Source organism: Nostoc sp., assembly GCF_036919895.1.
Taxonomy (GTDB): domain Bacteria; phylum Cyanobacteriota; class Cyanobacteriia; order Cyanobacteriales; family Nostocaceae; genus Nostoc.
Window position 1 is genome coordinate 1 of record NZ_JBALBW010000053.1, and the last position, 25581, is coordinate 25581.

Genomic DNA, 25581 nt, shown 5'->3' on the forward strand with positions numbered 1-25581 from the left:
AGTTCCCAGTTCCCAGTTCCCAGTTCCCAGTTCCCAGTTCCCAGTTCCCAGTTCCCAGTTCCCAGTTCCCAGTTCCCAGTTCCCAGTTCCCAGTTTCCAGTCCCCAGTCCCCAGTCCCCAGTCCCCAGTCCCCAGTCCCCAGTCCCCAGTCCCCAGTCCCCAATCCCTAATAGTGATTTCCAACTTTCCGGTGATGCACAGCAGTTAAAGCTTCGGGTTTAGAAACTCGTCCGGCGTAGACGGTGCTATATACTGCCCAATGATCGCCGCAATCCATTCTACTGACGACTTCGCACTCCATGTATGCGAGGGCATCGTTGAGGATAGGCGCACCATTTTCGGCTGGCTGAGTTCTCACTCCTTGAAAGCGATCGGCACCAGGGGCGAATCGTTTCAGAAAGTGCTTCATGAGTGGTTGGAAATTGCCTTCTTCTAAGATGTTAAGAACAAAGCGATCGCCTACTTGCATGAGTGATTCAATTGCCCGATCTTTGGCGACTGCAATGGAAAATCCCAAGGGTTTGAAGCTGGATTGATTCACCCACGAGGCTAGCATGGCACTGGATACATCGCCTTTTTTAGCAGTGATGATATATAGTCCACCACTGAGTCTACCAAGGGCTTTATCTAAGTCAGCACCAAGGGATTTCATCGCTTTGATGCTGCGATCGCGTGTTACCCATTGAGCTAAGTCTGTACCCGCTTCTTCACACAGCTTGTAGGTATTTTCTGTAGGCGCTTCTTTAATCCGAATCGCTGGAAAAACTGTTGTCAAACCTAAATTACGGAATTTACTCAGCAAAGGATCTATCGGCTCATCATCGCCACCGCCACTTTCAAATACGCCGATAGCTTGCTTTCCTTTGGCAGATCCTAAAACTGTGCTGAGTCCAGATTGGATGCTCGCAGCCCCAGAAGCCGGAGGTAGACCAACGATTAGTCCAGCACATCGGCTTACTAGTTCCCTCAGTTCTTGTAAATCGACTTCCGATCCCAAATCGACAACTTCCACGGCGACACCGGTTTTACCGATACCGTTGGCAATTGCTTGGGCGAGGCGATCGCTATATCCGTATTCAGAAACGTAAAATATTCCAATCACCGTTTCTGGTTTAGTTTGGGTTTGACTCCAGGTGCGGTAACGTCCAACTAGTTCCTCAACGTTGTGAGATAATAATGGGCCGTGTCCTGTGGCAATCATATCGATGGTTTTCAATTCTCCCATCCGCTTCAGGGCAGACAAAACTGAGCGGGCATTTGGCCCCATTAAGCAATCGTAGTAATAGTGAAAGTCTTCTTCGATCGCTGCTAAGTCTTCATCAAAGGTGCTATCTGAGCAATAGTGCAACCCAAAAGCATCGCAGGTATAGAGAGTTTTGGTTTTGTGGTCGAAACTGAAAATAGTATCTGGCCAATGTAAATTTGGGGCAATCACAAATTCAAATTCATGACCATTGCCCAAATCTAAGCGATCGCCATTTTTCACAATCCGCCGTTTGAATGGCTGATGTACGAAAGCCTCAAGAAACTGAATCGCCACTTTAGAACCGACAACGGTAATTTCTGGAGCTATTTGCAGCAAATCTTTAACTAAACCGCTATGGTCTGGCTCGGTATGGCTGATAATTAAATAATCAATATCTGTTGGCTTGATTAGTCCGGTGAGCGTATCAAAATATAGTTGACGAAACTTTTCGTGAGAGGTATCAACTAAGGCTGTCTGCTCTCCACGGATCAGAAACGAGTTATAAGTAGTACCGTTTTGCAACCCAAACTCAATATCGAAGCGATCGCGATCCCAGTCCAAAGAGCGAATAGCCGTCGTCTCTTGACCGATTTCTACAGTCTGTATGGTGAGCCGTTTTTCAGTTTTTTCGGTGAGCGCTACCATAACTGCCTCCTTGACACAATGAGTATTTGTTCCTCTAGGTTTATTGTGACACGGGATGAATGTTAATTTTTATTAAAAAATCTATGGCTGACTTAAAAAAGTTAAAAGTGTGAAACCACAGAGGCACAAAGAGGAAATTTGGCTAGCGTTGGAAATTGGTAATTCTCGGTTGCATTGGGCGTTGTTTGTTGGCGAGATGCTTTACTCGGCTTGGGATACCGATTATCTCCGTGAGTCTGTTGTACAACAGTTGGCTGAATGTCAAACCCTGAATGATTTACTAGAGAAAATTTTTCCGCAAGGTGAATTTTTCACAAACACTCTGCCCCTTTGCCGTCTTTTCGTCGCCTCCGTAGTTCCCAGTCAAACTGCTATTTGGCAAACTTACCCAAATATTCATGTTATTACATTAGACCAAGTACCACTAAAAGGTGTTTATCCCACACTAGGAATTGACCGCGCTTTAGCTTTGTGGGGTGCGGGGAAAATGTGGGGTTTTCCTATGTTGGTAATTGATGCTGGGACAGCGCTAACTTTTACAGCTGCGGATGCTAATGAGTGTTTAGTTGGAGGGGCAATTTTGCCGGGATTAGGCTTACAATTTGCAACTCTCGATCAACAAACAGGACAATTACCATTAGTAGAAATGCGATATTTTGTATCTCTACCACCGCGTTTTGCTCTTAATACTAAAGAAGCTATTCAAAGTGGAGTTATTTACACATTAATAGCTGGAATTAAAGATTTTATTGACGCGTGGTTGCAATTATTTCCTAATGGGAAGATTGCGATTAAAGGGGGCGATCGCACTTTAGTATTAAACCATATACAAGCCTTGTATCCTGAAATTGCAGCACATTTAATTGTGGAACCAAATTTAATTTTTTGGGGAATGCGGGAGATAGTAATGAAGAATAAAAAATAGGAATCCGAATTTTACGGACAAGAGACAAGCCAAAGCTCAGATAGCATAAAATTAAAAGAGAAGTTTACCCCTAAATAAGCTATGCCCAATTCCCTTTAATAAACTCCTGAATCTCAATCGCTACAACCCCAGCACAAGATTCTGGTAAGTCGTTTCCGGCATGGGAAATCATTTTCAATTCAACTTTTGGCATCAGTTGAGTATAAACCCGGCTCTTGGCTAAAGCATCTGGTGCATCTTGGCCACCTTGTAGAATAAAAACCGGCACATCTATCATGTAAAGCCGCTTTTGCACTAATTCTGCATCAATTTCTACTTGTCGGCGTTTGAAAAGTAACTTGCAAGCTATGGGGTAACGCAACAATTCCTGACGTAACTGCAAGTCTTGGGCAATTTTTTCATGCCAACCCAGCATTTTAGTTAAGGGAATTAGCGATCGCAACAATTTAACTATTAGTGGTGGATAATTCAATAGTCGCCGCATCTTTCGGCAATACTCTTCAAGTCCAGCTATCTCTACACCCTCTGGTGCAAACAGCACCAAACCAGCAACTCTCTCTGGATACTTTAAAGCATAGCTAGCAGCAATCCAACCCCCAAGAGAATGCCCTACTAAATATACTTTTTCTAGCTTGACAGCTTGTAAAAATTCTGCCAAACACTCCACTTGTAAATCTATCGAATGATGGATATTTGGATTCTCCGACTCACCAAACCCTAACAAATCAGGTGCGAAGCAATGAAAATCTTGTGCAAGGGACTCCATCACAGACAACCATTGACTGCTCTCATTCCAAGCACCATGTAAAAAAATTATAGGAGTTTTTTCACCGACTTCACGCCAAAATATTAGCCCTTGAGAGAGCTTTATCCGGGAGTTACGGAATAGTGTATCCATTTTAATTTAGATTTGACAAAATATTATTATGCCAATGTTGTCAAGCCATTCAAGTAGTCTTGCAACTGCCGAGTATGGTCATGAGACATCTGTCCTGAAGGTAACAAATTGGGAAAGAAAGCTTGGATTTCCATGACTTCTAAAGTATCCTGAATTTCCATTGTCCCATGTACCTCGGCTTCAACCACAATACAAATTGAGTGGATTCTGGGATCGCGGTCTGGTGCGGAGTAAACTCCTACCAAACGGTTTATTTTCAGCAATTCTAGCCCGGTTTCCTCCAGCAATTCCCGGCGGACTGTGTTGGGAATATCTTCTCCCCAATCCACTATGCCTCCAGGCAATGCCCAAAGACCATCATCACGCCGTCGGATCAGTACTATTCGACCATCGGGTAAAATTGGGATGATACTAGTGCCAGTAATGGGATGACGAAATATAATACCCAATACTGTTTGTCCAATACGCCATAAGCTACGTGTGGACTGCACTGCTGCCGGAAAAAAAGCAATAACGTTCAATCTTCAAAATTTATATGTTGTATTCTATATTTCTCTACCACTTACATCAACTCAACTCATAAAATTTTCGTTGAGTTTTGTTTTATACAAAAATGTTTGTGGTTTGAGATTTTATTCTGACGATTTACGTAGAATATTATTAATCTTAACATCAAGTTTCAATAGAAGCACTGTATTCATATATACATGATATTTGTTAAATAAAAAACTTTTCAGTTTATAAATATAACATTAGCCTTGCTACAACTAGCTATCATTAATATTTTTTCAGGAAACTTTCAAAAATTAATCTGAATAAGTAAGTCTAAATTCTGAATTCTGAAGAGGTAATTAAGCCGCACTTAAGATTGCCACCAAATTCTTGATAATTAAGTTTAATATCCGAAAATCCTTTACAAAAACTGCGATCGCCCAAACAACCTCTATGAAAAATCTAGCTCTACTATCTGCCATAGTCCTCACCATCACATGTGGATTGGTTTTCGGTACAATGGAAGCGGCCTCTGCTTTAACTTGGAAGTGGAATTATTCTGGTACTGGTATAGAGGCAATTGGTACTTTTACCACTGATAACACTCCTAACGATTTGGGTTTTTATCAGATTTTGGAAATTACTGGTACACGAAATGGTGAAACAATTACTGGTCTGCAACCTGTAGAGACTCCAATCCCAGGAAACGAACCTTTTGATGTTGACAATTTAATTAGTCTTAATACTCAGCAGTTAACGCGTGATGGTTTTGGGTATTCTACATCCGGGGGAAACTATTCAAGTCCGCTTTTCGCTAGTTTCTTACCAACACCAAGTTATTTAGAAGTTTTTTCTGCGCCACCACTGACACCAGGTTCTGAAAATTTGGGGACGGAAGATAGTGAGTTACCTATTAGTTTTTCTGCAACCATAATCACCCCTTAACACACCTCTATCCCTAGCTTATTTGCCCTCGCTACTCTTTAAGCTATCCAAAATTAACTGAAAGGGTGTTTAAAAAGTCCTCTTAGAGGTTGTTTGAAAATTTTTATTGACACAGTAAGGTAAAATGCGGTAGACTAGTACACTGTTTAAAGTGTATTGATTGCTGCACTAGGCTACAAGTATATCAATAAAATTGGTAGCTAATATTGCCTACGTGATGCCTAGTTACTACTTTTTTGTTGTTTATTAATAGAGGTGAACATGGCCAAGCGCCGTAACCCGAAAAAAGAAAAGGCGCTACGTAACCAGGCGTATGCTAGAAAGTTTCGTAAACGAACTACGACAGGAAGAATGCAGAGAAGGTTCCAACAAAGACCACCGAAGAGTGAAGAAGAAGAAGGCGCAGCAACAGCAGCTGATACTGACTAAGCTGATTGCTTAAATCCTTTTTATTTAGATTATTTATCTTTTAGGGCGTACATTTGTACGCCTTTATTTATTTTTGGGAATTGGGAATTGGGAATTGGGCATTGGGTTATTCTCATTCTCTCCATGCCCCATTCCCCATTCCCCCTATCGATCTATTTGAGCGCGGGCGGCGATGAGTGCTTTGCTAACCTGTACAAAGCCAGTACCACCGTAACTGTTGCGGGCTGCGACTACTTGACGAGGGGATATCGCCTCATAAATATCTGCTGTAAATGCCGGATGTAGTTGTTGCCACTCTTCCAATTTCAAATCTTTTAAGAGTTTACCTGCGGCAATACTAGTTTTTACCACCTTACCCACAAGGTTGTAAGCTTCTCGGAAAGGAACGCCCCGGGCTGCAAGATAATCTGCTACATCGGTAGCGTTAGAAAAATCTTCGGTTACGGCTTCTGCTAAACGCTGGGTACGAAATTCTAAACCCTCCCTGAGCAAAATTGTCATTGCTTCTAGAGAGGCTTTGACTGTCTTAACGCTATCAAATAGACCTTCTTTGTCTTCTTGCAGGTCTTTGTTATATGCCAAGGGTAGCCCTTTCATAATTACTAACATCGCCTGGAGATGACCAAATACACGCCCCGTTTTCCCCCGTACCAATTCTGGTACATCGGGGTTTTTCTTTTGGGGCATGATACTGGAACCTGTGGCACAGCTATCTTTGAGGGTGACAAAGCGGAATTCTTCCGATGACCAAAGAATGACTTCTTCTGCAAGGCGGCTGAGGTGAACCATAATCAAGCTAGCAGCACACAAGAATTCGATCGCAAAATCGCGATCGCTCACTCCATCGAGGCTGTTAGCATAAATATCGTCAAAATCTAATAGTTTGGCTGTGTAGTGGCGATCTATGGGGAAAGTAGTTCCCGCTAAAGCACCACATCCCAAAGGTGAGATATTGACGCGGCGAGAAACATCTCCTAAGCGTTCCCAGTCGCGTTGGGCCATTTGAAAGTATGCCAAGAGGTGATGAGCTAAACTCACTGGTTGGGCGCGTTGTAGGTGTGTATAGCCAGGAATTAGGGTTTCAACGTGTTTTTCCGCTATATCTAATAAAACACCTTGGAATTCTCGCAATTCGTTTTTGATTTGCTGGATTTGGTCGCGGAGGTAGAGTCTAGTATCAGTACCAACTTGGTCATTACGCGATCGCGCTGTATGCAATTTTTTACCCACATCGCCGACAATTTCTGTCAGTCGTTTTTCAACTGCAAAATGTACATCTTCAGCATCGACACCAGGCTGAAATTTACCCTGGTGGTACTCTTGGCGAATTTCTTCTAAACCTGCAACCAGTTGCTCACCTTCCTCTGAGGAGATAATGCCCGTGTGAGCTAGCATTTTGGCATGGGCTTGAGAACCAGTCAGATCGTATTCTATTAATTCAATATCAAAACCTATACTGGCATTAAAACGAGCGATCGCTGGATGCAACGCTGATTCAAACCTCTGGCTCCAAGTTTGTTCTTTAGTCATAAATATCAAGGGAGTGGGCATTAATTTTGGATTTTAGATTAATCATCAATCTAAAATCCAAAATCTAAAATTACTTTAACCGTAGCTAGTTAAATTCCGAACCATATAGCCAATGATTACACCAATCAACAATGCCCACACTTGACCTGTCTGTATAAAGTGGCTCCAAGCTTTTTGCATTTGACCCATAACGTTTGGATCGGTAATTGTTTGTGCTAATGCCGTCAAATTTACAGGCAAGTGCCAATATAACTGAGATATAAAATCGCTGTAATGGCTCATATTTGGTGATTAAGAGGTTGGGGTGGCAAATTTCAGGATCAATTTATTTTTCAGAAGAATTACTGATAATATCCTGAAATCTTGGGTATAACTTTAATGTCTTAACTCAAGATTCAGCCGATGCCAACCGCAATTTCTCGGCAGTTCGCAAAATTTGCCCCGCCAGTACTGCTGCGCCAAAACCATTATCGATATTTACTACGCCTACTCCCGCAGCACAAGAGTTGAGCATTGTCAACAAAGGTGCTAATCCGCCAAAACTTGCGCCATAACCGATGCTGGTGGGTACAGCAATCACCGGACAACTTGCTAAACCCGCAACAACGCTGGGTAAAGCACCTTCCATCCCCGCCACGACAATTAACACCGATGCTGACTCAATCAGGTGGCGATTACTCAGCAAACGGTGAATCCCCGCAACACCAACATCCCAGAGGCGCTGTACCCGAAAACCAGAAAGTTCAGCAGTGACAGCAGCTTCTTCAGCAACGGGTAAATCGGCAGTACCAGCAGAAAGAATGGCAATTTCACCCTGGAATTGTGGTTCGATGGTAGGGGGAGCGATCGCACAAATTCGCGCCGATTCGTAATATCGCAAACCGCTAACTTTTGATTGCAGTGCGGTATAAACTGCTGGTTCGATGCGAGTTGCCATCACTACCGGGTTGCGGAGGCGCATCACCTCCATAATTTGAGCAATTTGGTCGGGAGTTTTACCAGGGCCCCAAATTACCTCTGGGAAACCAGTTCTTAGCTGGCGATGGTGGTCAATTTTGGCAAACTCACCCACAGATTCATAAGTTAAGTCTTTGAGCGAGTCTAATGCCGTATCTGGCGTAACTTTACCATTAGCAACCGCAACGAGTAGCGATCGCAAAGTTTTTTCATCGGTCATTGGTTTTTATCCTTTGTCATTTGTCATTTGTCATTTGTGAATAACCAATGCCCCATTCCCCATTCCCCATTCCCAATTCCTAATCAGTTACTTTTAGTTCGTAGAGATTCCAGAATGGCCCACCAAGAGCAGTATATTGAATTCCTTGGAAGCGATCGCGCACTGCTTGCAGATTCAACCTCTCCACTAAATGAATAAACGGCAACTGTTCTGAGGCGATGCGCTGATATTCGTAATAAATTTCCTTGCGCTTATTTTCATCTAATACCTGTGCGCCTTTAATATAAAGGCTGTCAATTTGCTTTTCCCAATCGGAAACTTCCCAGCCAGTTATAGGTGGATCTCCCGGTTGTGGCCCCAAATTAAATGCGTGGGATGCACCAGCAATCCTCCAGATATTGCTAGCGCCCTGGGGTTCAATACCACCTCCAGCAAATCCTCCCAGGTAACAATCCCAATTCTGCGTAACTTTAAGTTTTTCTAAATAAGAATTGAAGCTGAGAATTTGCAAATCTACTTGAATCCCAATATTAGCGAGATCCCGTCTGATTTGAGAGGCCATATCTCCTCTAACTTTTCTTTCCGAATTCGTTAAAATTGTAAACCTGACTCGGTTGCTATCAGCATCTATAAGCTGATTTTGGGCATTATATTTGAACCCAGCTTGTAACAGTAATTTCTTCGATTTCTCTGGTTCGTAATTATATACTTTTAACCCTTTTTCTGGAGGAAGGAAGTAGGGACTCTTGACGTAAACAAATGAATTTTGTAGTTCACCCAATCCTCGATAAGCATTTGTTTTCATCGTTTCTCGGTCAAGTGCATAAGCGATAGCCTGCCTAAATTCCTTTTTATTAAACCAGCTAGATTTAATTGGGTCTACGAAAGGTTTACCCTGAGAGTTCTTAGCTTTACTAAGATTAAAAGCAATAAAACTCGTACTTGTATCTGGCCCGCCGTTATAAATTTTAAATTTTGCCCTTTTTTCCTCTCGCTTCAGCAAACTAAAACCTTCAGGAGGAACTTCTAAATCATCCAACTGTTTAGAGCGAAAATTAATCAACTGGTTTTCAGTAGATTCAATAATTTGCCAAACAATACGCTCAATATAAGGCTGAGGATTACCTTGAGCATCTTTACGCCAGTAATATGGATTACGCTTAAATATAACTCGCTGACTGGAAACATAACTTTCCATAACATAAGGCCCATTGCCAACAATTTGTTTAGGGTCAGTGCCTGTTCCCCATGTTGAAAGAAACTTAGAATTTCCATCAGAACCAATTGTGCGAACTGCTTCCTGTAGAGCGTGGGCTGGCATAATTGGTATGCCAGCTACATATCTTAAAAAAGGAGCAAAAGGTTCCAATATGCTAAATTCAACCCGACGAGCATCGATTTTTTTCACCTTCGGTAAAGTGCCCTTATCACCAATTTTTAGAGCATCTTTGGTAGAAGTGGGAATTTTAGGATTCAGGTAGATTTCGTTATAAGTAAAGACAATATCATCAGTAGTCATTGGCTTTCCATCTGACCACTTAATTCCTTCTCGGAGGGTGATTACAATCCGTTGACCATCATCAGAAACTTCCCAAGATTCTGCTAAACCAGGCTCTAATTTTGTGGTTATAGGATTTTCATTAATTAATGAGTCATAGATAAATCCAAAAACGCTATATGCTGACTCATTTAGAGCATAGTTAAAAGTTGAGGGTTCGCTCAAAACTGCGGTGACAACTTGCGGAACTTGAGCGGCTGCAATTTTGAAGTTAGAGGGGTTACAGGCGGTAAGTGTAAGTGCTGTTGCTGAAGTTAGAATTATTGGCAACCAAAAACGTTTAATTGCCAATAATATTTTGCTAAAAATTTTCATATTCTCAGATTTATTTCCATCCTAATCAGTTTTGAATATCTTTATCAGAGGCTAAAACAAAAGTCATTCTGAAGCCACTAGCAAGACAACAGCATAAGCACATATACCTTCTTCACGTCCAACAGGGCCTAATTTTTCGTTAGTAGTAGCTTTGATGCCAATTTGATTTGGTTCTAATTCTAAAACCGCCGCTAATTTGTCGCGCATATTGTGAATATGCGGCTTTAATTTTGGACGTTCTGCCACTACTACCGAATCAATATTTCCTACTTCCCAACCTTGATCTCGAATCAGTTGATGTACTTGAGTTAATAGTACTAAACTATCTGCCCCCGCCCATTTAGGATCGCTCGGCGGAAAATAATGACCAATATCCCCCAAAGATAATGCCCCAAGCATGGCATCCATAATCGCGTGCGTTAACACATCAGCATCACTATGGCCTAATAGACCCAGTTCATGGGGAATTTTAATTCCACCTAAAATCAAAGCGCGATCGCTCACCAGTTGATGAATATCGTAGCCATTACCAATACGAATTTTAGTCATTTGTCATTAGTTAGGAATTATTATTCTCCCCTGCTCCCCTGCTCCCATTCCTCTAAGAGATCGGGGCGGCGATCGCGGGTTTTTTGAATTTGTTGCTCGTAACGCCACTTGGCGATCGCTGAATGATTCCCACTGAGCAAGACATCAGGCACTTTCAAACCGCGAAAATTGGCAGGACGAGTATATTGGGGATAATCCAATAACCCTTCCTCAAAACTTTCTGCTATCAGGGATGCAGTTTTGCCCACGGTTCCTGGTATTAGTCGCACTACACCATTAATCAAAGCCATTGCTGGAATTTCCCCGCCAGTCAGAATAAAATCACCCAAAGATACTTCCCGAGTTACCAAATGCAGCACCCTCTCATCCACTCCTTCGTAATGCCCGCAAATAACTACTAACTGGTCATAATTTGTCACCAATTCTTTTAAAAGAGGTTGATTAATTGTTTGACCCTGTGGACTCATCAAAATTACTTCTCTTCGGGGAAGAGTTGGCAGCGACTCTACAGCCGTAAAAATCGGTTCTGGTTTCATTAGCATCCCCACACCGCCACCGTAGGGTTCATCATCCACCTTGCGGTGCTTATCAGTGGTAAAGTCCCGTGGATTAACCAGATGCACTTCGGCAATCTGTTTGGCTAAGGCTTTACCCAGTAACCCAGAATTGAGAACAGAGTTAAAACAGTCAGGAAAAAGTGTAACTATATCAAAGCGCACAGTTATTCGTATTCGAGGACACTAATCTTAAATTTGGATGTCTAGCAAACACCGCCAAGCCAAGGTCGAGTCAAACTCCAGTTAAACTTTATCAATAGTATCTAAAACTACCAGGACTCTTGGATTTTAGATGGGATCAAAAGTTTTTCTAATTACTTAATTTATGTTTAAATGTTGTCACAAGTACATTTAAATTAATAATCATATCAAGTTAACAACTTCCAGGATGCATCGAGCCAGCCTCAGAAACAAGCGTAGTCTTAACTGCTCGCCTCCAGCCCCAGAAGGGGAATCTAGCCCCAAAAAGACTATTTTGCCCTGCTGCAAGTGGACAGGTGAAAAACAAGGCCCTGGCTTTGAGGAATGGGAACAAACACGTTTAAACTGAGGCAACGTGAGCGTTAAGCGAGAATTTCGAGAGTGGCTGCCCAGTTTAAAAACTTCCAAAAAGTGTCCTCTCGAAAGTTGTAAAACGCAAAAATTACCAGGCTTCTAAACCTTGTTAAATTCACCTGAAGTTGTTGACAGGAGAAACAAAATGCCGCAATTACAAGCTAAATCGCTAGAAATGAGGACACCCCAAGCAACTAAAACCGCCGTTCTGGTTATCGGAGGCGCAGAAGATAAAGTTCATGGGCGCGAAATCCTACGAACTTTTTTTGGACGTGCTGGTGCTAGTAAGGCTTATATTACAATTATTCCATCTGCCTCTCGCGAACCCGCCATTATCGGTGGTCGGTACATTCGCATTTTTGAAGAAATGGGTGCCCAAAAGGTAGAAATTTTAGACATCCGCGAACGCGAACAGTGTGAAGCCTCTCAAATCAAAGCATCCTTAGAAGCCTGTAGTGGGGTGTTTTTGACAGGAGGAGATCAGCTGCGTCTCTGTGGCGTATTGGCAGATACTCCAGCAATGGAAATTATTCGGCAGAGGGTGAGGGCAGGGCAACTGACGTTAGCAGGCACCAGTGCCGGAGCAGCAGTAATGGGGCATCACATGATTGCTGGTGGCGGGAGTGGAGAGTCGCCAAATCGTTCCCTAGTCGATATGGCAACGGGTTTAGGATTTATTCCTGAAGTCATCGTTGACCAACATTTTCACAACCGGAATCGGATGGGGCGGCTGATAAGTGCGATCGCCGCTCACCCCGATCGCTTAGGCATTGGCATTGACGAAGATACTTGTGCAGTGTTTGAACGGGATGGTTGGTTACAAGTTATGGGTAAAGGCAGTGTCACCATTGTCGATCCCACTGAAGCTACCCACACTAACGAACCCTATGTTGGTGCTAATGAACCATTAACCATGCATAATTTACGTCTCCATGTCCTCAGCTACGGCGATCGCTTCCACCTGTACCAGCGCACTGTATTGCCTGCCGTACACCGGATATCCAGCTGACGGGATGGAGTATCTGAGGTTACACTGACGTTGACCACAAATTTTAGATTTTGGATTTTGGATTTTGGATTTTAGAATAAGAAGAGCTTTTCGGCAGATGCTGCCAGAAAGTGGGCGAAACAAATCTAAAAAACCTTCGATAGCGAAGCGTTAGTGACGTAGGAGCGTCTGACTTGTTGACGCTAGGCGATCGTAAATCTAAAATTACCAGAGCTAAGTACCCTAATTGTCTCTTTTAATCCAAAATCATAAATCTAAAATCGGTTGACCGCACATTTATTTCTTGTTGTAGAAAAATGATGAGAATACTATGTAAAAAGAAAAAACTGTTTGCAACGAACAGTTTAGCGGTCAATTTCAGTAAGAAACTAGAATTTTGGTTCCGAATCTCCATCTACCTATTCCCATGAGAATCCTCAAGATCCAGACCTTACGCGGCCCAAACTATTGGAGCATTCGACGCCACAAGCTGATCGTCATGCGCCTCGATTTAGAAACCCTTGCCGAGTCGCCCTCGAATGAAATCCCTGGCTTTTATGAAGGACTAGTTGAGGCGCTGCCGAGTCTGGAGGGTCATTATTGTTCGCCTGGCTGTCGTGGTGGTTTTCTGATGCGAGTCAAAGAAGGCACTATGATCGGCCACATCGTAGAACACGTAGCCCTAGAACTCCAGGAATTAGCTGGTATGCATGTTGGCTTTGGTCGCACCCGCGAAACTGCCACACCCGGAATTTATCAAGTAGTAATCGAGTACCAGAATGAGGAAGCGGGACGGTATGCTGGACGAGCCGCAGTGCGGTTGTGCCAGAGTATCGTCGATCGAGGCCGTTATCCCAAGGCAGAGCTAGAGCAAGATATCCAAGACCTGAAGGACTTCACCCGTGATGCTTCATTAGGCCCTTCCACTGAAGCAATTATCAAAGAAGCAGAAAAAAGAGGTATTCCCTGGATGTCTCTGGAAGCCCGCTTTTTGATTCAGCTAGGCTACGGCGTGAATCAGAAGCGGATGCAAGCCACAATGACTGACAACACCAGCATTCTAGGCGTAGAACTAGCTTGCGACAAAGAAGCCACGAAACGCATCCTCGCTGCTGCTGGTGCGCCAGTACCCAGAGGTACGGTAATCAACTTCTTAGACGATTTAGAACAAGCTATTGAATACGTTGGCGGCTATCCCATTGTCCTCAAGCCAGTGGATGGCAATCATGGACGCGGGATCACCATTGACATCAGAACTTGGGAAGAAGCGGAAGCCGGATATGAAGCTGCTAGACAGGTTTCCCGGTCAATTATCGTCGAAAGATATTACCTGGGGCGCGACCACAGGGTGCTGGTAGTAAATGGCAAAGTAGTCGCAGTAGCTGAACGTGTCCCGGCTCACGTCATTGGCAATGGCAGATCCACCATCTCCGAACTGATTGAGGAAACAAACCTCGATCCAAATCGTGGTGAAGGACATGATAACGTCCTGACCAAGATTGAACTAGACCGCACCAGCTACCAACTTTTAGAAAGGCAAGGTTATACCCTCAACAGTGTGCCACCCAAAGGAACCCTTTGTTATCTCAGGGCAACAGCCAACTTAAGTACAGGTGGTAGCGCCGTAGACCGTACTGATGAAATTCACCCAGAAAATCTGTGGTTAGCACAACGGGTAGTCAAGATTATCGGTTTGGATATCGCCGGACTCGATATTGTCACCACGGATATTGGCCGTCCTCTGCGGGAAGTTGATGGTGTGATTGTCGAAGTTAACGCTGCTCCTGGCTTTCGGATGCACGTTGCTCCAAGCGTGGGTATTCCCCGCAACGTCGCCGGTGCGGTGATGGATATGCTGTTTCCCAACGAGCAATCTAACCAAATTCCCATCCTCAGCATTACTGGTACTAACGGGAAAACCACTACTACCCGACTACTAGCACATATTTATAAACAGACTGGTAAAGTAGTTGGATATACTACTACCGATGGAACATATATCGGTGATTACTTAGTGGAAGCTGGCGACAACACAGGCCCCCAAAGTGCCCACGTCATCCTCCAAGATCCCACAGTAGAAGTAGCGGTACTAGAAACGGCTCGCGGTGGTATTCTCCGCTCTGGATTGGGCTTTGAAGCCGCAAATGTCGGAGTGGTTTTGAATGTAGCCGCAGATCACTTAGGAATAGGCGATATAGAGACCATTGACCAGTTAGCTAACCTCAAAAGTGTAGTAGCGGAAGCCGTATTCCCTGATGGCTATGCGGTACTTAACGCCGACGATCGCCGCGTCGCTGCCATGTCAGAAAAAACCAAGGCTAATATTGCTTACTTCACCATGAACCCCGACTCAGAATTGGTGCGAAAGCATATCCAAAAGGGTGGAGTCGCCGCAGTATATGAAAGTGGCTATTTGTCAATTGTTAAAGGTGATTGGACACACCGGATAGAAAGAGCAGAAAATATACCTTTAACAATGGGCGGACGTGCGCCGTTTATGATTGCCAACGCTTTAGCAGCAAGTTTGGCAGCATTCGTGCAAAATGTCACAATTGAGCAGATTCGGGCTGGTTTGAAGACCTTTCGGGCTTCAGTTAGTCAAACGCCGGGACGAATGAATTTATTTAATTTAGGCAACTACCACGCTTTAGTAGATTATGCCCACAACGCAGCCAGTTACGAAGCTGTAGGTTCCTTTGTGCGGAACTGGACTACAGGACAACGGATTGGCGTAATTGGTGGCCCGGGCGATCGCCGCGACGAAGACTTTGTGACTTTGGGCAAGTTAGCAGCACAAATCTTTGATTACATCATCATCAAAGAAGATGATGACACACGGGGACGTTTACGGGGTTCAGCCGCCCAGTTGATTATTCAAGGCATCACCCAGGTGAAGCCTGATAGCCGCTATGAATCAATTTTGGATGAAACCCAAGCGATCAATAAAGGCTTAGATATGGCTCCTGATAACAGCCTGGTGGTTATTCTACCAGAAAGCGTTACTAGGGCTATTAAGTTAATTAAGCTGCGTGGTTTAGCTAAGGAAGAAATACATCAACAAAATACTGGCACAACTGCGATCGATTCCCAAAATGGGATCGCACCTTCTTCTGTAGTCAAAACACTACTGTAGTGAAAAGTCAAGAGTCTAAAATTCAGCATTTAAAAGTTTTTGACCCTTGACTCTTGACTATTATTTTTCTTGTTCTGGATTCGTTTCATCACTGGGGGTTTTCATCTCCTCCTTAAAACCTCGTAGGGTTTTGCCTAGTGCAGTACCCAGCTCGGGAATTTTTTTCGGGCCAAAAATTAGAATAGCGACTATGGTAATTACAGCGATTTCTGGCCATCCTAGTCCAAACATATAAATTTCCTCTAACGCATCTGTAATTAAATATAAACATTGATAGCTCAAATCCAGCAATTCTCATTATGAGGATAATTATCGTTATCATTAAAAACTATGCAGAATTTCCAGTTTTAGATATCGTTTTTGTATCTCTTTAATTCGTAAGGGTAGGGGATTTTTTGAATCAGCCAGGAATTTTCGACGAAATAGTGCTTTATTTTCGGTCAATTTTAAAAGATTTTCCTGATAAACGAATAGGTAAAAACAAATACTATCAATGGATATCAGAAGCAAGATTGTGAGAACGCGGCAGCAAAACGTTGGATTCAGAAATATGCCAAACAGTATGCCTGTCAAGGTATTAGTATCTTAGGGGATGATCTTTATTGTCATCAACCGTTATGTGAATTACTCTTACAAGAAAAACTAAATTTCATTCTGGTGTGTCAGCCTAAATCTCATAAAACACTTTATGAATGGTTAGAAGGAATTAATATTCACAATTCCGTGTATTACACGGTATAGCGTTGTGTCTGAAAATTTGTTTTAAATAGCCAGCCCTATTTTAAATTCATCATTCAGCAGAATTCTCAACGTTTACCATGTTTCATCCGTTAGTTTCGCTCTCAATCTATTGATAACTATTCTCATAATGAGAATTGCTGCGTAAGCAGATTTATGTCGATTAATTATTGTGACCCAAAGTTAATCTAAAAAAGCCGATGTATTCTCCATCGGCTTCACTAGCAATATTAAACAGATGAATAGTCTACTGCTCTTGGATAGCTGCTGCTTTGGGAGGAAACTGAATTCTGGGATCTGGCATGAAATTGTATCTCAAGTACAATCCTCCCCAGACAAATAGGATAATTAACAACGCACCAATACCAAGAGGACTGGGAAGCCAGAAAACTGCTTCTATGTGGTTGAGTTGACCAGGCTGGAGTTTCCACAGCAGTTGATTGCCATTTTTTTCTGGTTCAATGGCTGTTTCAGTTAGTTGAATATTTTTGGCTCCCCAGGGAGTCTTCAAGCTAAATTCCAAGTCGAGAATTGAACCAGCATTAGTCAGAACATTACCTTTGCTGGCAATTAGAGACAGCGATCGCAAATCCAAATCATAAATCAATCGATTTCGGACTAAAAGTAAAAAATAATTCTGTTCCAAAAGGACGTTTGATTCAATTTTCGGCAGTTCTGAGTCAGATTTGCTCTGCACAGACTCAGAAGTTTGATTTGCGCGGGCGTTAAAAAATTCGTTGAACTTCTCTTGCAATTCCGTACCACTACTAAAAGGAATTGTAACGATGATTTCTTCTTGGGAAACTCGCTGCGTTTTACCTTCTAATTGACGGGCGCGGCGTTCTATACTGTTTAACCATTCGGATACAGAATCGCCACTAAAACTGGTTAGCCGTTCTCCCAACTTAATATGCTGTACTAGTTCGCCACTATTTGAATTATCAAAGTTCAGCCCCACATCGTACTTAACACACCCAGTCAGTAACAGTGATGTTAACAGCACTAGCCACAGAATAGGATTTCGCCTGGGAAAGACGCGCTTTATCCGATTTCGACCATTCAGCGTGAATACAAAACTAAATGGTCTGATGAACCACAAGAAAATCTTTCCGAAAATTGAAGAAGTTGAAACCATAAATTTTCCCAAAAGTCAACATGGTATCAGCCAGGGGTTCCTGAAAAATTCAACCAAACCAAGTATGAGATGGTTAAACCAATGGCAATTAGCGCCACCCAGATAAAGCGATTATCTCTGGTATTGACCTGACTGAGGTCAACAAATTCTGGCTCCGTAGGTTTAGGCTTCTGCTGCACAAAAGATTTAGTCGGTTTAGCAGGTACAGAAATTTTGAGTTCATTATCAGGTAGTTTGCCCAAATCGGGGATTTGGATCATCCATTCACTGGGTCTTTTCAGCTTTGGTGCTTTTAAGATGTAAAGCATCTGTCGCGCTTGTTTGCTGGTTTCAAGATATGGATGGCGTTTGAGTCTTTCGCAAAGAGCGATCGCATCATCCGTGCGTCCAGCCGCTTCATAAGCTGTCACCAAAGAAATTTCTACTTCACCCCCAAAGCGAGAATTACGAGCTAAAAGGGCGCTGGCCTTTTCTAAATTTTCTACGGCTTCACGGTATCGCCCATTTTCAAAGGCAATTTTCCCCGTCTGGTAGAAGGTTTTAGCAATTTCTAAACTTTCTGCACTCACGTCTTATACAAAAATTAGCACTGTTTTAATTTTGCCAACACCAGCAATCTTTTTGGAATCTTTTCAAAGACTGACAATCTGAAATTGGATAAACTTCTAAAATTTTAACTATGTAGCTGCAACTATTTTCTGATTGAAAATTCCGGTATCAAATTTAGGTGAGCAAAATTATGTTGAAAATCAAGTATTCGCAACTGAATTGGCTCCTAGCAGGGATGACTTTAGCAGTCATGGGCGTAAGCATTGCTCCAGCCTCTGCCCAGAGGGCGATCGTGATTGATGGTGCTTATGGAGTTAGGCGATTACCTGCTGTCGGTTCCTTTATCTATGGTAGTCCGATTCCTACACCTATGCCTGTAGACCCAACAACGGGACTAATACCACAACGCACTAATTACCCTAATTATTCCTATCCCCGGATCAGGCAGAATGTGAGAAATTCCCCGCCGATTAATCCAGCAATTAGGGACTCAACTCTAGTTAATCCGGTGATTATCAATAATTCATGGCATCGTACACCATTTAACAGCAGGCGATGTCTGACGACAAGTTGCTCCCCACCTTCGCGGGTTATTATTAACTATCCTTGGTAGAGTCGGGAGTGTGGAGCAGGAAAACGGAAAAATCCTCACTCTTAACTTCTATGATGTGAACTGCGAACCGAGAATCATCGTTCCAATCCCAACATCAGTAAAGATTTCTAGTAACAGGGCGTGAGGAATGCGACCATCAATTATATGTGCTGCACGGACTCCTTGAGCAAGCGATCGCACACAACAACTCACTTTAGGAATCATCCCACCGCTGACTATACCATTAGTAATCAACTCGCGGGCTTCGCGAATATCTACTTTTGGAATCAAAGTAGATTGGTCTTTGTAATCTTTTAAAATTCCACTAGTGTCGGTCAGTAAAATTAACTTTTCTGCTCCTAGTGCAGCAGCGATTTCTCCAGCTACGGTATCAGCGTTAATATTATAAGCTTGCCCTGTTTCGTCTGCGGCAACGCTAGACACTACTGGAATATAGCCATTGCTAGCAAGGGTGTCCAGAATCTTGATGTTAACATTGCTGACCTCCCCCACAAAACCGATGCCTTCTTGACCTTGGGGACGGGCTGTAAATAGATTACCGTCTTTACCGCAAAGTCCGACAGCCAATCCACCAGCTTGGTTAATTAGGGCGACAATTTCTTTGTTAACTCGACCAACTAAAACCATTTCCACCACATCCATTGTGGCAGCATCAGTGACTCGCAGACCATTCTTAAATTGTGGTTCGATTCCCAGCTTATCTAACCAACTGTTAATTTCTGGGCCACCGCCGTGGACTACAATTGGCCGCAAGCCCACGCAGGATAAGAATACAATGTCGCGGATCACTTTGTCTTTGAGTGTGCTATCTTTCATCGCTGCGCCACCATATTTAACAACAACAGTGCGACCGGCGAATTGTTGAATATAAGGTAGTGCTTCGCTTAATACACGTACACGAGTAGCTTCAGTTTGCCTGATGTATTCAGAATCGTTGACCGTCATGAGGAGCCGCCGTTGAGAGTTAAAAGCTATTTCAGTCAGTGTAGAAGACTTTGTAACCTGTAACAATCTCTCACTCTACAAATTAACTATTCCCACTTGCCTGACAGAATAAGCAAGCGATCGCTCCTTCAAGCCTCTAAAATTGAAATCATTCGGCTGAAGCTAGGGAATGAAAATGACCACGCTGCTAATTCAAACTGAAAGCACACCCCTAACGGTAAATTTCCCCTCGCTTGTGCAAATGACAAATGAGCAGTTCTACGAATTTTGTCAAGCCAATGGAGATTTACGAATCGAGCGTACTGCCAATGGGGAAGTCATCATTATGCCACCAGCTTTTTCAGATACGGGCAACCGTAACTTTAACATTGCTGCACAGTTTGGGTATTGGACTGAACAAGATGGCACTGGCATAGGCTTTGATTCCAGTACAGGGTTTACGCTACCTAATGGAGCGATGCGTTCCCCTGATGCTTCTTGGATTGAACTGGAGCGCTGGAATGCTTTAACAGATTCACAAAAAGCCTCATTTGCGCCAATTTGTCCTAGCTTTGTGATTGAGTTACGCTCTTTAAGCGATCGCCTGATCAAATTACAAGATAAAATGCAGGAGTACATCGATAACGGTACATCACTAGGCTGGTTAATAGATCGGCAGAATCGAAAAGTCTACATTTACCGTCCTAATCGAGAAGTTGAGATTTTGGAAAATCCCGAAGCAGTTAGTGGTAATCCAGAATTACCGGGGTTTATCCTACGGATGACCAAAATTTGGTAATTTGAGTGTTCCTAATGAGAGACTTGTGGTCTGAGAACGCTAGGAATTACCTCGATTATTCTGTTGGCAATGTCTTCAGGTGTTTCTCCCTCTTGCACGGTGATGTGCAAATCGGCTTGAGAGTAAAGTGGTGTTCGTTGTTCGAGGAGCGATCGCAATTTACCCTTAAGGTCAGTATCTTGCAAGAGCGGTCTGGTGGTATCCTCAGCTAAACGGCTGTAAAGTAGTTCAACTGGCACATCTAGCCACACTATCAAACCGTGGTGCAAGTAACCCCAATTTTCTCGCCGTAATACAATTCCCCCACCGGTTGCGATCGTCAACTTTGTAAAAGCACAAACTTGTGAAAGCACGTCACTTTCTACCTGGCGAAACTCTGCTTCACCAACTTCTGCAAATAACTGATTGATAGATTTACCTGTTGCTTGAGTAATGACATCATCGGTATCCACAAACCCATAACCCAGATGCTTTGCGAGTAAGCGCCCTACTGTAGTCTTACCAACGCCCATCATGCCAATTAAGTACAGGTTGACTCCTTGTAATAAGCTGCTCACCAGTTGCTTTGCTCCAATTAATTAGTTCTGAGTTTTGAGTCACAGTTTCCAATTATAAACTCAACTACTCATCCGTGCGTATTCAAGCAATACCTGGGTTGGGCTGCGCTAATGCACTTGATTGTCTGCAAGTTTGAACAATAACATTAGTAATTTCCGCAGGAATATAACCACAAAAGAAACCTCCGATAAATTTATTTTCAACAATGGTTAAAGTTTTTCCTTTATGGATATCAAATTTACCTGTAACTTTTCTAACTTTCAATTATTTTTAGTTTCTACAAATTCATCTTCTATTTAAGATCAATTAACTACTGCTGTTAATGTATTTAAAATAACTCAAGCAATATTAAACTAATATTTGATTTTTCAAAAAACTCAGTACAACAAAAAGAGCCTTGTTTCCGTTGCCTCTTGCCTTTGATAGCTAAATTAATTCAGAAATAAAAGCGGATTCATACCAGCAATTCTCATTATGAGGATAATTATCGTTATCATTAAAAACTATGCAAAATTTCCAGTTAAAGATATGGTTCCACAAGAGTTCAACTCCCCAACGTAATCGATAAATATCCCTAAGTTCATCGTCACTAACAGCAGCATCTCCCGACGCGGGTAAATTAGTCACTTTAGCGTTACTCGGTTTTCGTTTCTAAATCACAAAAATTAATTACTCTATAAGCTTGAGCATCATCAGATGCACCAACTTTAGCCAGCCCAGTTGATTCCTTAAATTCTAGTTTCCAATTATTTTTTATCCGCAAGACAAAATATTTGTTCTCTTGTACCAATTCTTGGATGAATTTTAATCCCGCAAAGCCTCTATCCATTACCCATACAGCATTAGTTGGTAGACTAGACATCATCTTTGAACCAAATTTATAATCATGATCATGTCCAAATATGTCATTAAATCTAGGCTGTTTCCCAAATAAGCAGCACCAAATTTTGTTTCGTAGTAAGGGTTACAGTTAAGTTTCATCTAAATTTGGTTAGTACAATTGTACGGTCTATGAAGACAGTATCATCCATAAAAGCATAAATTTTCCAACTGTGAGCTATTTTTTTGATCGATTTGCTGCATGAATAGGGCAATGTACCAAGTATCAGCCACAATAGTACATAGGCTCTATATCAAGTATGGTTGATACAGAACTGGACACGTTGAGCAAAGAAAGCGATCGCTAGTTCAACTAACTTCCCATTGGATTGGTAATTGGCAAACCTAACCACTGACTTAATTCATCAGCTAACCATTCAAGTTCTACTTCGGATTTAATGCCGATATCGTTTCCACTAATCTGATATTTTTGTACTCCTGAGCAAATATATAATTGTGCTGAAACAGCAACTCTATTGCCTTCGGGGTCTTTAGTAAAGTATTTGGGAATGTAAACCAACTTATTAACACATTTCCTTGGTGATGGCCGGGGACGCTCAAATTTCCAACTAAACAACTCCCTACTTAGGGCAATTTGTTCTGCATTTAGGCGTAAACAGATGCGTCCAAACAAACTAAAGATAAATTTATACACCATTAGACAGCCAGCACCCCAAAAAGGAAGTGAGAACAAAGCAAAGGGGATATTGGCAGGAAAAGGGGCGGAAAGAGCGCCAATTGTCCAAACCAGGATAAATGAATTCCAGGCGATCGCAAATACACCTGTAAATAATATTGATGAATTGAAACCAGGCGGTGGAATAATAATTTCTAGAGAATCCCAATTTTTGGTTAGTTGAATCTTACTGCCGTCTAGTTTGCTCACAACCAAAGCAGGTAAGTTTGTCGTTTGTGGTTTTTCTAAAGCTGCGATTGCTTCGGTAGCAGAATTGAAACGCTTTTCTAAACTGGGTTCAGTCATGGACTTCAACCAGCGAGTCAATCCAGGACTCACATTAGCCAATTGTTCAAACTGAATCCGAAAATCCTTTTGGGGTAAATCGGCTGGATGAGTACCAGTCACTAAATAAATTAAAGTTGCACCTAAGCTATAAAGATCGGAAGCGGGGACAGTGCGGCCGCCAAATTGCTCCTGTGGCATATAGCCATAGCTCCCCACCACAGTCCTAGTTCCACCTTCGGTAGCGAGGACAGTTTGCACCGAACCAAAATCTACTAGGTAAACTTGACCAACACTGTTACCAGAACGCTCTCCCAATAAAATATTGCTAGGCTTAAGATCGCGATGGATAACAGGCGGATATAACCCATGTAGGTAAATGAGAATTTCTAAAAGTGCTTTGGCTATCTGTTTGACTTCTGCTTCGGTAAAAGTCCGCCCAGATTGGCAGTATTGCTCTAAAGTTTTTGCTGGGATATAAGTTTGTACTAGGGCAAATCCTTTGATTGTCGCTGATTTTACCTCAAAATAGTCTAAATAGCGAGGTATTAAGGGATGTGACAAAGATTTGAGAGTTTCAGCTTCTCGCTCAAACAGCTTGAGATCGTCCCATTCAAAGTCACCACCAAAAGAGAGTAACTTGATGACGACTAATTCCTGAGTATTCAAATCACGAGCTACAAGTGTTCGCCGCCCTGCTTTTTTTCCTAATAGCTGCTGAACGTCATAGCGTTCGGCTAATATTTCGCCAATCATTATGGTTTCTTATAATGCTACGTTTGAAAAGTTTTTAGAGATTATGACTTTCCAATTTTGGCAAATCGATATTTTTAGTATAATTGCGTAATTCTATGCCTTCCCAACTTTGGCCTTATATTACCCCTGGTATTCCTGATGACTTATTCGAGCATTTGCCAGGAATTCCCCTGAGCCAGCGAGAAGTCCGACTACTGTTAATTGCCCAACTGCGGTTAACATCAGATTCTGTTTTGTGGGACATTGGTGCAGGGACAGGTACAATTCCCGTAGAGGTGGGGCTATTGTGTCCAAAGGGTCAGATTATCGCTATCGAAAGGGATGAAGAAGTAGCTAATCTGATTAAGCGTAACTGCGATCGCTTTGAAGTGAAAAACGTCGAAGTAATTGAAGGTAGCGCCCCAGAGTGTTTACATAACCTTAAGGTTGCTCCTCACCGTATTTGTATCGAGGGAGGAAGACCCATTCAGGAAATTCTGCAAGCAGCATGGCATTATTTGCCACCATCGGGTCGGGTTGTAGCCACAGCTGCTAATCTAGAAAGTCTGTATGCTATTTCTCAAAGCTTTTCTCTGTTAAGGGCTAGGAATATTGAAGTAGTGCAGTCTGCGGTTAACCGCTTAGAGACGCGCGGCTTCTCTCAAACCTTTACCGCCGTTGATCCCATTTTTATCCTCAGTGGTGAGAAACTGGATTAGGAACTGGGGAGTAGGGACTGGGGACTGGGGACTAGGGACTAGGGACTAGGAGTTTTCCAAATACCCAATACTCAATACCCAGTACCCAATGCCCAGTACCCAATGCCCAGTACCCAATACCCAGTACCCAATACTTCTATGCCTTGGTCTCGGATTATTAGTGGAATTGTTGCGATCGCTCTTGCTCTTTCTGTTAGCCTTTTGGGCGGTTGGTATTTTACCATCATGTTTGCGGTTGTCATCTTTTTGGGTCAACAGGAATATTTTAATTTGGTGCGAGCCAGAGGTATCGCTCCCGCCGCCAAAACCACTATGGCTGTCAGCCTAGTTTTGCTAGTAATTTGTACCATTGATGGTAGTTTAGCTGACGCTGTGATGCCTTTAGCTGGTACATTTATTTGTTTTTACCTGTTATTTCAACCCAAATTTGCCACGATCGCTGATGTTTCTGCTTCTATAATGGGGCTATTTTACGTAGGTTATTTGCCGAGTTACTGGGTACGATTACGAGCAATTGATAGTGCCGTTTTTAGCAATCTCCCTTTTGGAGGTTATTGGCCTGCAACCTGGGCAGATTTCTGGGAAAAGGCAAATTCTGCTTCCTTACCACAAGGTTTTACAGCAACAATGCTGACTTTTTTGTGTATTTGGGCAGCCGATATTGGCGCTTACACCATTGGCAAATTCTTTGGGAAAACCCGTCTGTCTGATATTAGCCCGAAAAAAACTGTAGAAGGTGCTGTCTTTGGCATTACTTCAAGTGTTGCTGTAGCTATAGCAGGAGCCTATTATTTACACTTGCCCAGATCCCTGTTTACTGGTTTAGCGTTGGGTTTACTGATTGGTATTGCTAGTCTTTTAGGGGATCTTACCGAATCTATGCTTAAGCGGGATGCTGGAGTTAAAGATTCTGGACAGTTAATCCCCGGTCATGGTGGTATTTTAGACCGTACTGATAGTTATATTTTCACAGCACCTTTGGTTTATTATTTTGTGACACTACTGTTGCCGCTACTATAGAAACGTGTA

The 25581-nt window shown here is 42.6% G+C and carries 26 protein-coding genes and 2 pseudogenes; 9 read left to right on the forward strand and 19 right to left on the reverse strand.

What is annotated here, in order from left to right:
• Positions 1–183, reverse strand: a pseudogene (locus V7K55_RS09540) (hypothetical protein); the annotation flags it as partial.
• Positions 167–1891, reverse strand: a complete 1725-nt coding sequence (locus V7K55_RS09545) for a diflavin flavoprotein (protein ID WP_334830535.1) — start codon at positions 1889–1891, stop codon at positions 167–169. The gene V7K55_RS09545 and the pseudogene V7K55_RS09540, both read right to left, overlap by 17 nt.
• Before the next feature lie 109 nt (positions 1892–2000).
• On the opposite strand from V7K55_RS09545, the gene V7K55_RS09550 reads away from it, so the two are divergent.
• Complete coding sequence (locus tag V7K55_RS09550) at positions 2001–2816, forward strand: pantothenate kinase (RefSeq protein ID WP_334830537.1); 816 nt, start codon at positions 2001–2003, stop codon at positions 2814–2816.
• Positions 2817–2895: 79 nt separating this feature from the next.
• On the opposite strand, the gene V7K55_RS09555 is transcribed toward V7K55_RS09550, so the two are convergent.
• The 3 genes from V7K55_RS09555 to V7K55_RS09565 form a co-directional block, all read right to left on the reverse strand.
• Positions 2896–3714: an alpha/beta fold hydrolase gene (locus tag V7K55_RS09555; protein WP_334830539.1), complete on the reverse strand. Its 819-nt coding sequence runs from the start codon at positions 3712–3714 to the stop codon at positions 2896–2898.
• Positions 3715–3740: 26 nt separating this feature from the next.
• The gene (locus V7K55_RS09560) at positions 3741–4235 is read right to left on the reverse strand and encodes an NUDIX hydrolase (protein WP_334830541.1); all 495 of its coding nucleotides are present in this window, start codon (positions 4233–4235) and stop codon (positions 3741–3743) included.
• A gap of 330 nt (positions 4236–4565) precedes the next feature.
• Positions 4566–4688 carry a hypothetical protein gene (locus V7K55_RS09565; protein ID WP_334830543.1) on the reverse strand — a complete coding sequence of 41 codons (123 nt, stop codon included), beginning with the start codon at positions 4686–4688 and terminating at the stop codon, positions 4566–4568.
• A gap of 37 nt (positions 4689–4725) precedes the next feature.
• Between V7K55_RS09565 and V7K55_RS09570 the strand changes: the two genes are divergently transcribed.
• Both V7K55_RS09570 and V7K55_RS09575 read left to right on the forward strand, forming a co-directional pair.
• Complete coding sequence (locus V7K55_RS09570; protein ID WP_334830545.1) at positions 4726–5151, forward strand: PEP-CTERM sorting domain-containing protein; 426 nt, start codon at positions 4726–4728, stop codon at positions 5149–5151.
• 261 nt (positions 5152–5412) lie between these two features.
• Entirely contained in the window at positions 5413–5580 is a 168-nt protein-coding gene (locus V7K55_RS09575) for a hypothetical protein (protein ID WP_012412073.1), read from the forward strand.
• Between the two features lie 144 nt (positions 5581–5724).
• Here V7K55_RS09575 and argH read toward each other — a convergent pair whose 3' ends face one another.
• From argH to trmD, 6 genes are all read right to left on the reverse strand, one after another.
• Positions 5725–7110 (reverse strand): argininosuccinate lyase, encoded by a 1386-nt coding sequence (gene argH / locus V7K55_RS09580; protein WP_334830547.1) that lies wholly within the window; start codon positions 7108–7110, stop codon positions 5725–5727.
• Positions 7111–7185: 75 nt separating this feature from the next.
• Positions 7186–7392 carry a hypothetical protein gene (locus tag V7K55_RS09585; protein WP_334830549.1) on the reverse strand — a complete coding sequence of 69 codons (207 nt, stop codon included), beginning with the start codon at positions 7390–7392 and terminating at the stop codon, positions 7186–7188.
• Between the two features lie 106 nt (positions 7393–7498).
• Positions 7499–8287: a nickel pincer cofactor biosynthesis protein LarB gene (gene larB / locus V7K55_RS09590; RefSeq protein WP_334830551.1), complete on the reverse strand. Its 789-nt coding sequence runs from the start codon at positions 8285–8287 to the stop codon at positions 7499–7501.
• A gap of 79 nt (positions 8288–8366) precedes the next feature.
• Positions 8367–10160 carry an ABC transporter substrate-binding protein gene (locus V7K55_RS09595; RefSeq protein WP_334830553.1) on the reverse strand — a complete coding sequence of 598 codons (1794 nt, stop codon included), beginning with the start codon at positions 10158–10160 and terminating at the stop codon, positions 8367–8369.
• Positions 10161–10223: 63 nt separating this feature from the next.
• On the reverse strand, positions 10224–10709 hold the full coding sequence (ispF, locus tag V7K55_RS09600; RefSeq protein WP_334830555.1) for a 2-C-methyl-D-erythritol 2,4-cyclodiphosphate synthase: 486 nt from the start codon (positions 10707–10709) through the stop codon (positions 10224–10226).
• Between the two features lie 20 nt (positions 10710–10729).
• Positions 10730–11428 (reverse strand): tRNA (guanosine(37)-N1)-methyltransferase TrmD, encoded by a 699-nt coding sequence (gene trmD / locus V7K55_RS09605; RefSeq protein ID WP_334830557.1) that lies wholly within the window; start codon positions 11426–11428, stop codon positions 10730–10732.
• Between the two features lie 538 nt (positions 11429–11966).
• On the opposite strand from trmD, the gene V7K55_RS09610 reads away from it, so the two are divergent.
• Together V7K55_RS09610 and cphA are read left to right on the forward strand one after the other, a co-directional pair.
• Positions 11967–12830 (forward strand): cyanophycinase, encoded by an 864-nt coding sequence (locus tag V7K55_RS09610; protein ID WP_334830559.1) that lies wholly within the window; start codon positions 11967–11969, stop codon positions 12828–12830.
• 406 nt (positions 12831–13236) lie between these two features.
• On the forward strand, positions 13237–15942 hold the full coding sequence (cphA, locus tag V7K55_RS09615; protein ID WP_334830561.1) for a cyanophycin synthetase: 2706 nt from the start codon (positions 13237–13239) through the stop codon (positions 15940–15942).
• A gap of 60 nt (positions 15943–16002) precedes the next feature.
• On the opposite strand, the gene tatA is transcribed toward cphA, so the two are convergent.
• From tatA to V7K55_RS09630, 3 genes are all read right to left on the reverse strand, one after another.
• Positions 16003–16173, reverse strand: coding sequence for a twin-arginine translocase TatA/TatE family subunit (gene tatA / locus V7K55_RS09620; RefSeq protein ID WP_334830601.1), 171 nt, complete (start codon positions 16171–16173; stop codon positions 16003–16005).
• A gap of 754 nt (positions 16174–16927) precedes the next feature.
• The gene (locus V7K55_RS09625) at positions 16928–17815 is read right to left on the reverse strand and encodes a DUF3153 domain-containing protein (RefSeq protein WP_334830563.1); all 888 of its coding nucleotides are present in this window, start codon (positions 17813–17815) and stop codon (positions 16928–16930) included.
• A gap of 26 nt (positions 17816–17841) precedes the next feature.
• Positions 17842–18384: a hypothetical protein gene (locus V7K55_RS09630; protein ID WP_334830565.1), complete on the reverse strand. Its 543-nt coding sequence runs from the start codon at positions 18382–18384 to the stop codon at positions 17842–17844.
• Between the two features lie 170 nt (positions 18385–18554).
• Here V7K55_RS09630 and V7K55_RS09635 point away from each other — a divergent pair, with 170 nt between their 5' ends.
• Positions 18555–18977: a hypothetical protein gene (locus tag V7K55_RS09635; protein ID WP_334830567.1), complete on the forward strand. Its 423-nt coding sequence runs from the start codon at positions 18555–18557 to the stop codon at positions 18975–18977.
• A gap of 48 nt (positions 18978–19025) precedes the next feature.
• Here V7K55_RS09635 and argB read toward each other — a convergent pair whose 3' ends face one another.
• Positions 19026–19922: an acetylglutamate kinase gene (argB, locus tag V7K55_RS09640; protein WP_334830603.1), complete on the reverse strand. Its 897-nt coding sequence runs from the start codon at positions 19920–19922 to the stop codon at positions 19026–19028.
• Between the two features lie 175 nt (positions 19923–20097).
• Between argB and V7K55_RS09645 the strand changes: the two genes are divergently transcribed.
• Complete coding sequence (locus V7K55_RS09645) at positions 20098–20700, forward strand: Uma2 family endonuclease (protein WP_334830569.1); 603 nt, start codon at positions 20098–20100, stop codon at positions 20698–20700.
• 11 nt (positions 20701–20711) lie between these two features.
• On the opposite strand, the gene V7K55_RS09650 is transcribed toward V7K55_RS09645, so the two are convergent.
• From V7K55_RS09650 to V7K55_RS09665, 4 genes and pseudogenes are all read right to left on the reverse strand, one after another.
• Entirely contained in the window at positions 20712–21257 is a 546-nt protein-coding gene (locus V7K55_RS09650; RefSeq protein ID WP_334830571.1) for a shikimate kinase, read from the reverse strand.
• 82 nt (positions 21258–21339) lie between these two features.
• Complete coding sequence (locus tag V7K55_RS09655) at positions 21340–21522, reverse strand: hypothetical protein (protein ID WP_334830573.1); 183 nt, start codon at positions 21520–21522, stop codon at positions 21340–21342.
• Positions 21523–21783: 261 nt separating this feature from the next.
• Positions 21784–22159 (reverse strand): annotated as a pseudogene (locus V7K55_RS09660) (transposase); the annotation flags it as partial.
• 291 nt (positions 22160–22450) lie between these two features.
• Complete coding sequence (locus tag V7K55_RS09665; RefSeq protein ID WP_334830575.1) at positions 22451–23854, reverse strand: serine/threonine protein kinase; 1404 nt, start codon at positions 23852–23854, stop codon at positions 22451–22453.
• A 95-nt stretch (positions 23855–23949) separates the two neighbouring features.
• On the opposite strand from V7K55_RS09665, the gene cbiT reads away from it, so the two are divergent.
• Positions 23950–24552, forward strand: a complete 603-nt coding sequence (cbiT, locus tag V7K55_RS09670) for a precorrin-6Y C5,15-methyltransferase subunit CbiT (RefSeq protein WP_104898802.1) — start codon at positions 23950–23952, stop codon at positions 24550–24552.
• A 138-nt stretch (positions 24553–24690) separates the two neighbouring features.
• Positions 24691–25572 (forward strand): phosphatidate cytidylyltransferase, encoded by an 882-nt coding sequence (locus V7K55_RS09675; protein WP_334830606.1) that lies wholly within the window; start codon positions 24691–24693, stop codon positions 25570–25572.
• Positions 25573–25581 lie beyond the last annotated feature (9 nt).

Excerpts from the sequence above, each read along its gene's own strand:
- argH (WP_334830547.1), bottom strand. The coding sequence starts at position 7,110 with ATGACTAAAGAACAAACTTGGAGCCAGAGGTTTGAATCAGCGTTGCAT.
- cphA (WP_334830561.1), top strand. The coding sequence starts at position 13,237 with ATGAGAATCCTCAAGATCCAGACCTTACGCGGCCCAAACTATTGGAGC.
- ispF (WP_334830555.1), bottom strand. The coding sequence starts at position 10,709 with ATGACTAAAATTCGTATTGGTAATGGCTACGATATTCATCAACTGGTG.
- V7K55_RS09675 (WP_334830606.1), top strand. The coding sequence starts at position 24,691 with ATGCCTTGGTCTCGGATTATTAGTGGAATTGTTGCGATCGCTCTTGCT.
- V7K55_RS09595 (WP_334830553.1), bottom strand. The coding sequence starts at position 10,160 with ATGAAAATTTTTAGCAAAATATTATTGGCAATTAAACGTTTTTGGTTG.
- V7K55_RS09645 (WP_334830569.1), top strand. The coding sequence starts at position 20,098 with ATGACCACGCTGCTAATTCAAACTGAAAGCACACCCCTAACGGTAAAT.
- V7K55_RS09610 (WP_334830559.1), top strand. The coding sequence starts at position 11,967 with ATGCCGCAATTACAAGCTAAATCGCTAGAAATGAGGACACCCCAAGCA.
- V7K55_RS09555 (WP_334830539.1), bottom strand. The coding sequence starts at position 3,714 with ATGGATACACTATTCCGTAACTCCCGGATAAAGCTCTCTCAAGGGCTA.
- tatA (WP_334830601.1), bottom strand. The coding sequence starts at position 16,173 with ATGTTTGGACTAGGATGGCCAGAAATCGCTGTAATTACCATAGTCGCT.
- V7K55_RS09665 (WP_334830575.1), bottom strand. The coding sequence starts at position 23,854 with ATGATTGGCGAAATATTAGCCGAACGCTATGACGTTCAGCAGCTATTA.
- cbiT (WP_104898802.1), top strand. The coding sequence starts at position 23,950 with ATGCCTTCCCAACTTTGGCCTTATATTACCCCTGGTATTCCTGATGAC.
- V7K55_RS09625 (WP_334830563.1), bottom strand. The coding sequence starts at position 17,815 with ATGGTTTCAACTTCTTCAATTTTCGGAAAGATTTTCTTGTGGTTCATC.
- V7K55_RS09635 (WP_334830567.1), top strand. The coding sequence starts at position 18,555 with ATGTTGAAAATCAAGTATTCGCAACTGAATTGGCTCCTAGCAGGGATG.
- V7K55_RS09575 (WP_012412073.1), top strand. The coding sequence starts at position 5,413 with ATGGCCAAGCGCCGTAACCCGAAAAAAGAAAAGGCGCTACGTAACCAG.
- larB (WP_334830551.1), bottom strand. The coding sequence starts at position 8,287 with ATGACCGATGAAAAAACTTTGCGATCGCTACTCGTTGCGGTTGCTAAT.
- V7K55_RS09585 (WP_334830549.1), bottom strand. The coding sequence starts at position 7,392 with ATGAGCCATTACAGCGATTTTATATCTCAGTTATATTGGCACTTGCCT.
- V7K55_RS09545 (WP_334830535.1), bottom strand. The coding sequence starts at position 1,891 with ATGGTAGCGCTCACCGAAAAAACTGAAAAACGGCTCACCATACAGACT.
- V7K55_RS09565 (WP_334830543.1), bottom strand. The coding sequence starts at position 4,688 with ATGGCAGATAGTAGAGCTAGATTTTTCATAGAGGTTGTTTGGGCGATC.
- argB (WP_334830603.1), bottom strand. The coding sequence starts at position 19,922 with ATGACGGTCAACGATTCTGAATACATCAGGCAAACTGAAGCTACTCGT.
- V7K55_RS09570 (WP_334830545.1), top strand. The coding sequence starts at position 4,726 with ATGGAAGCGGCCTCTGCTTTAACTTGGAAGTGGAATTATTCTGGTACT.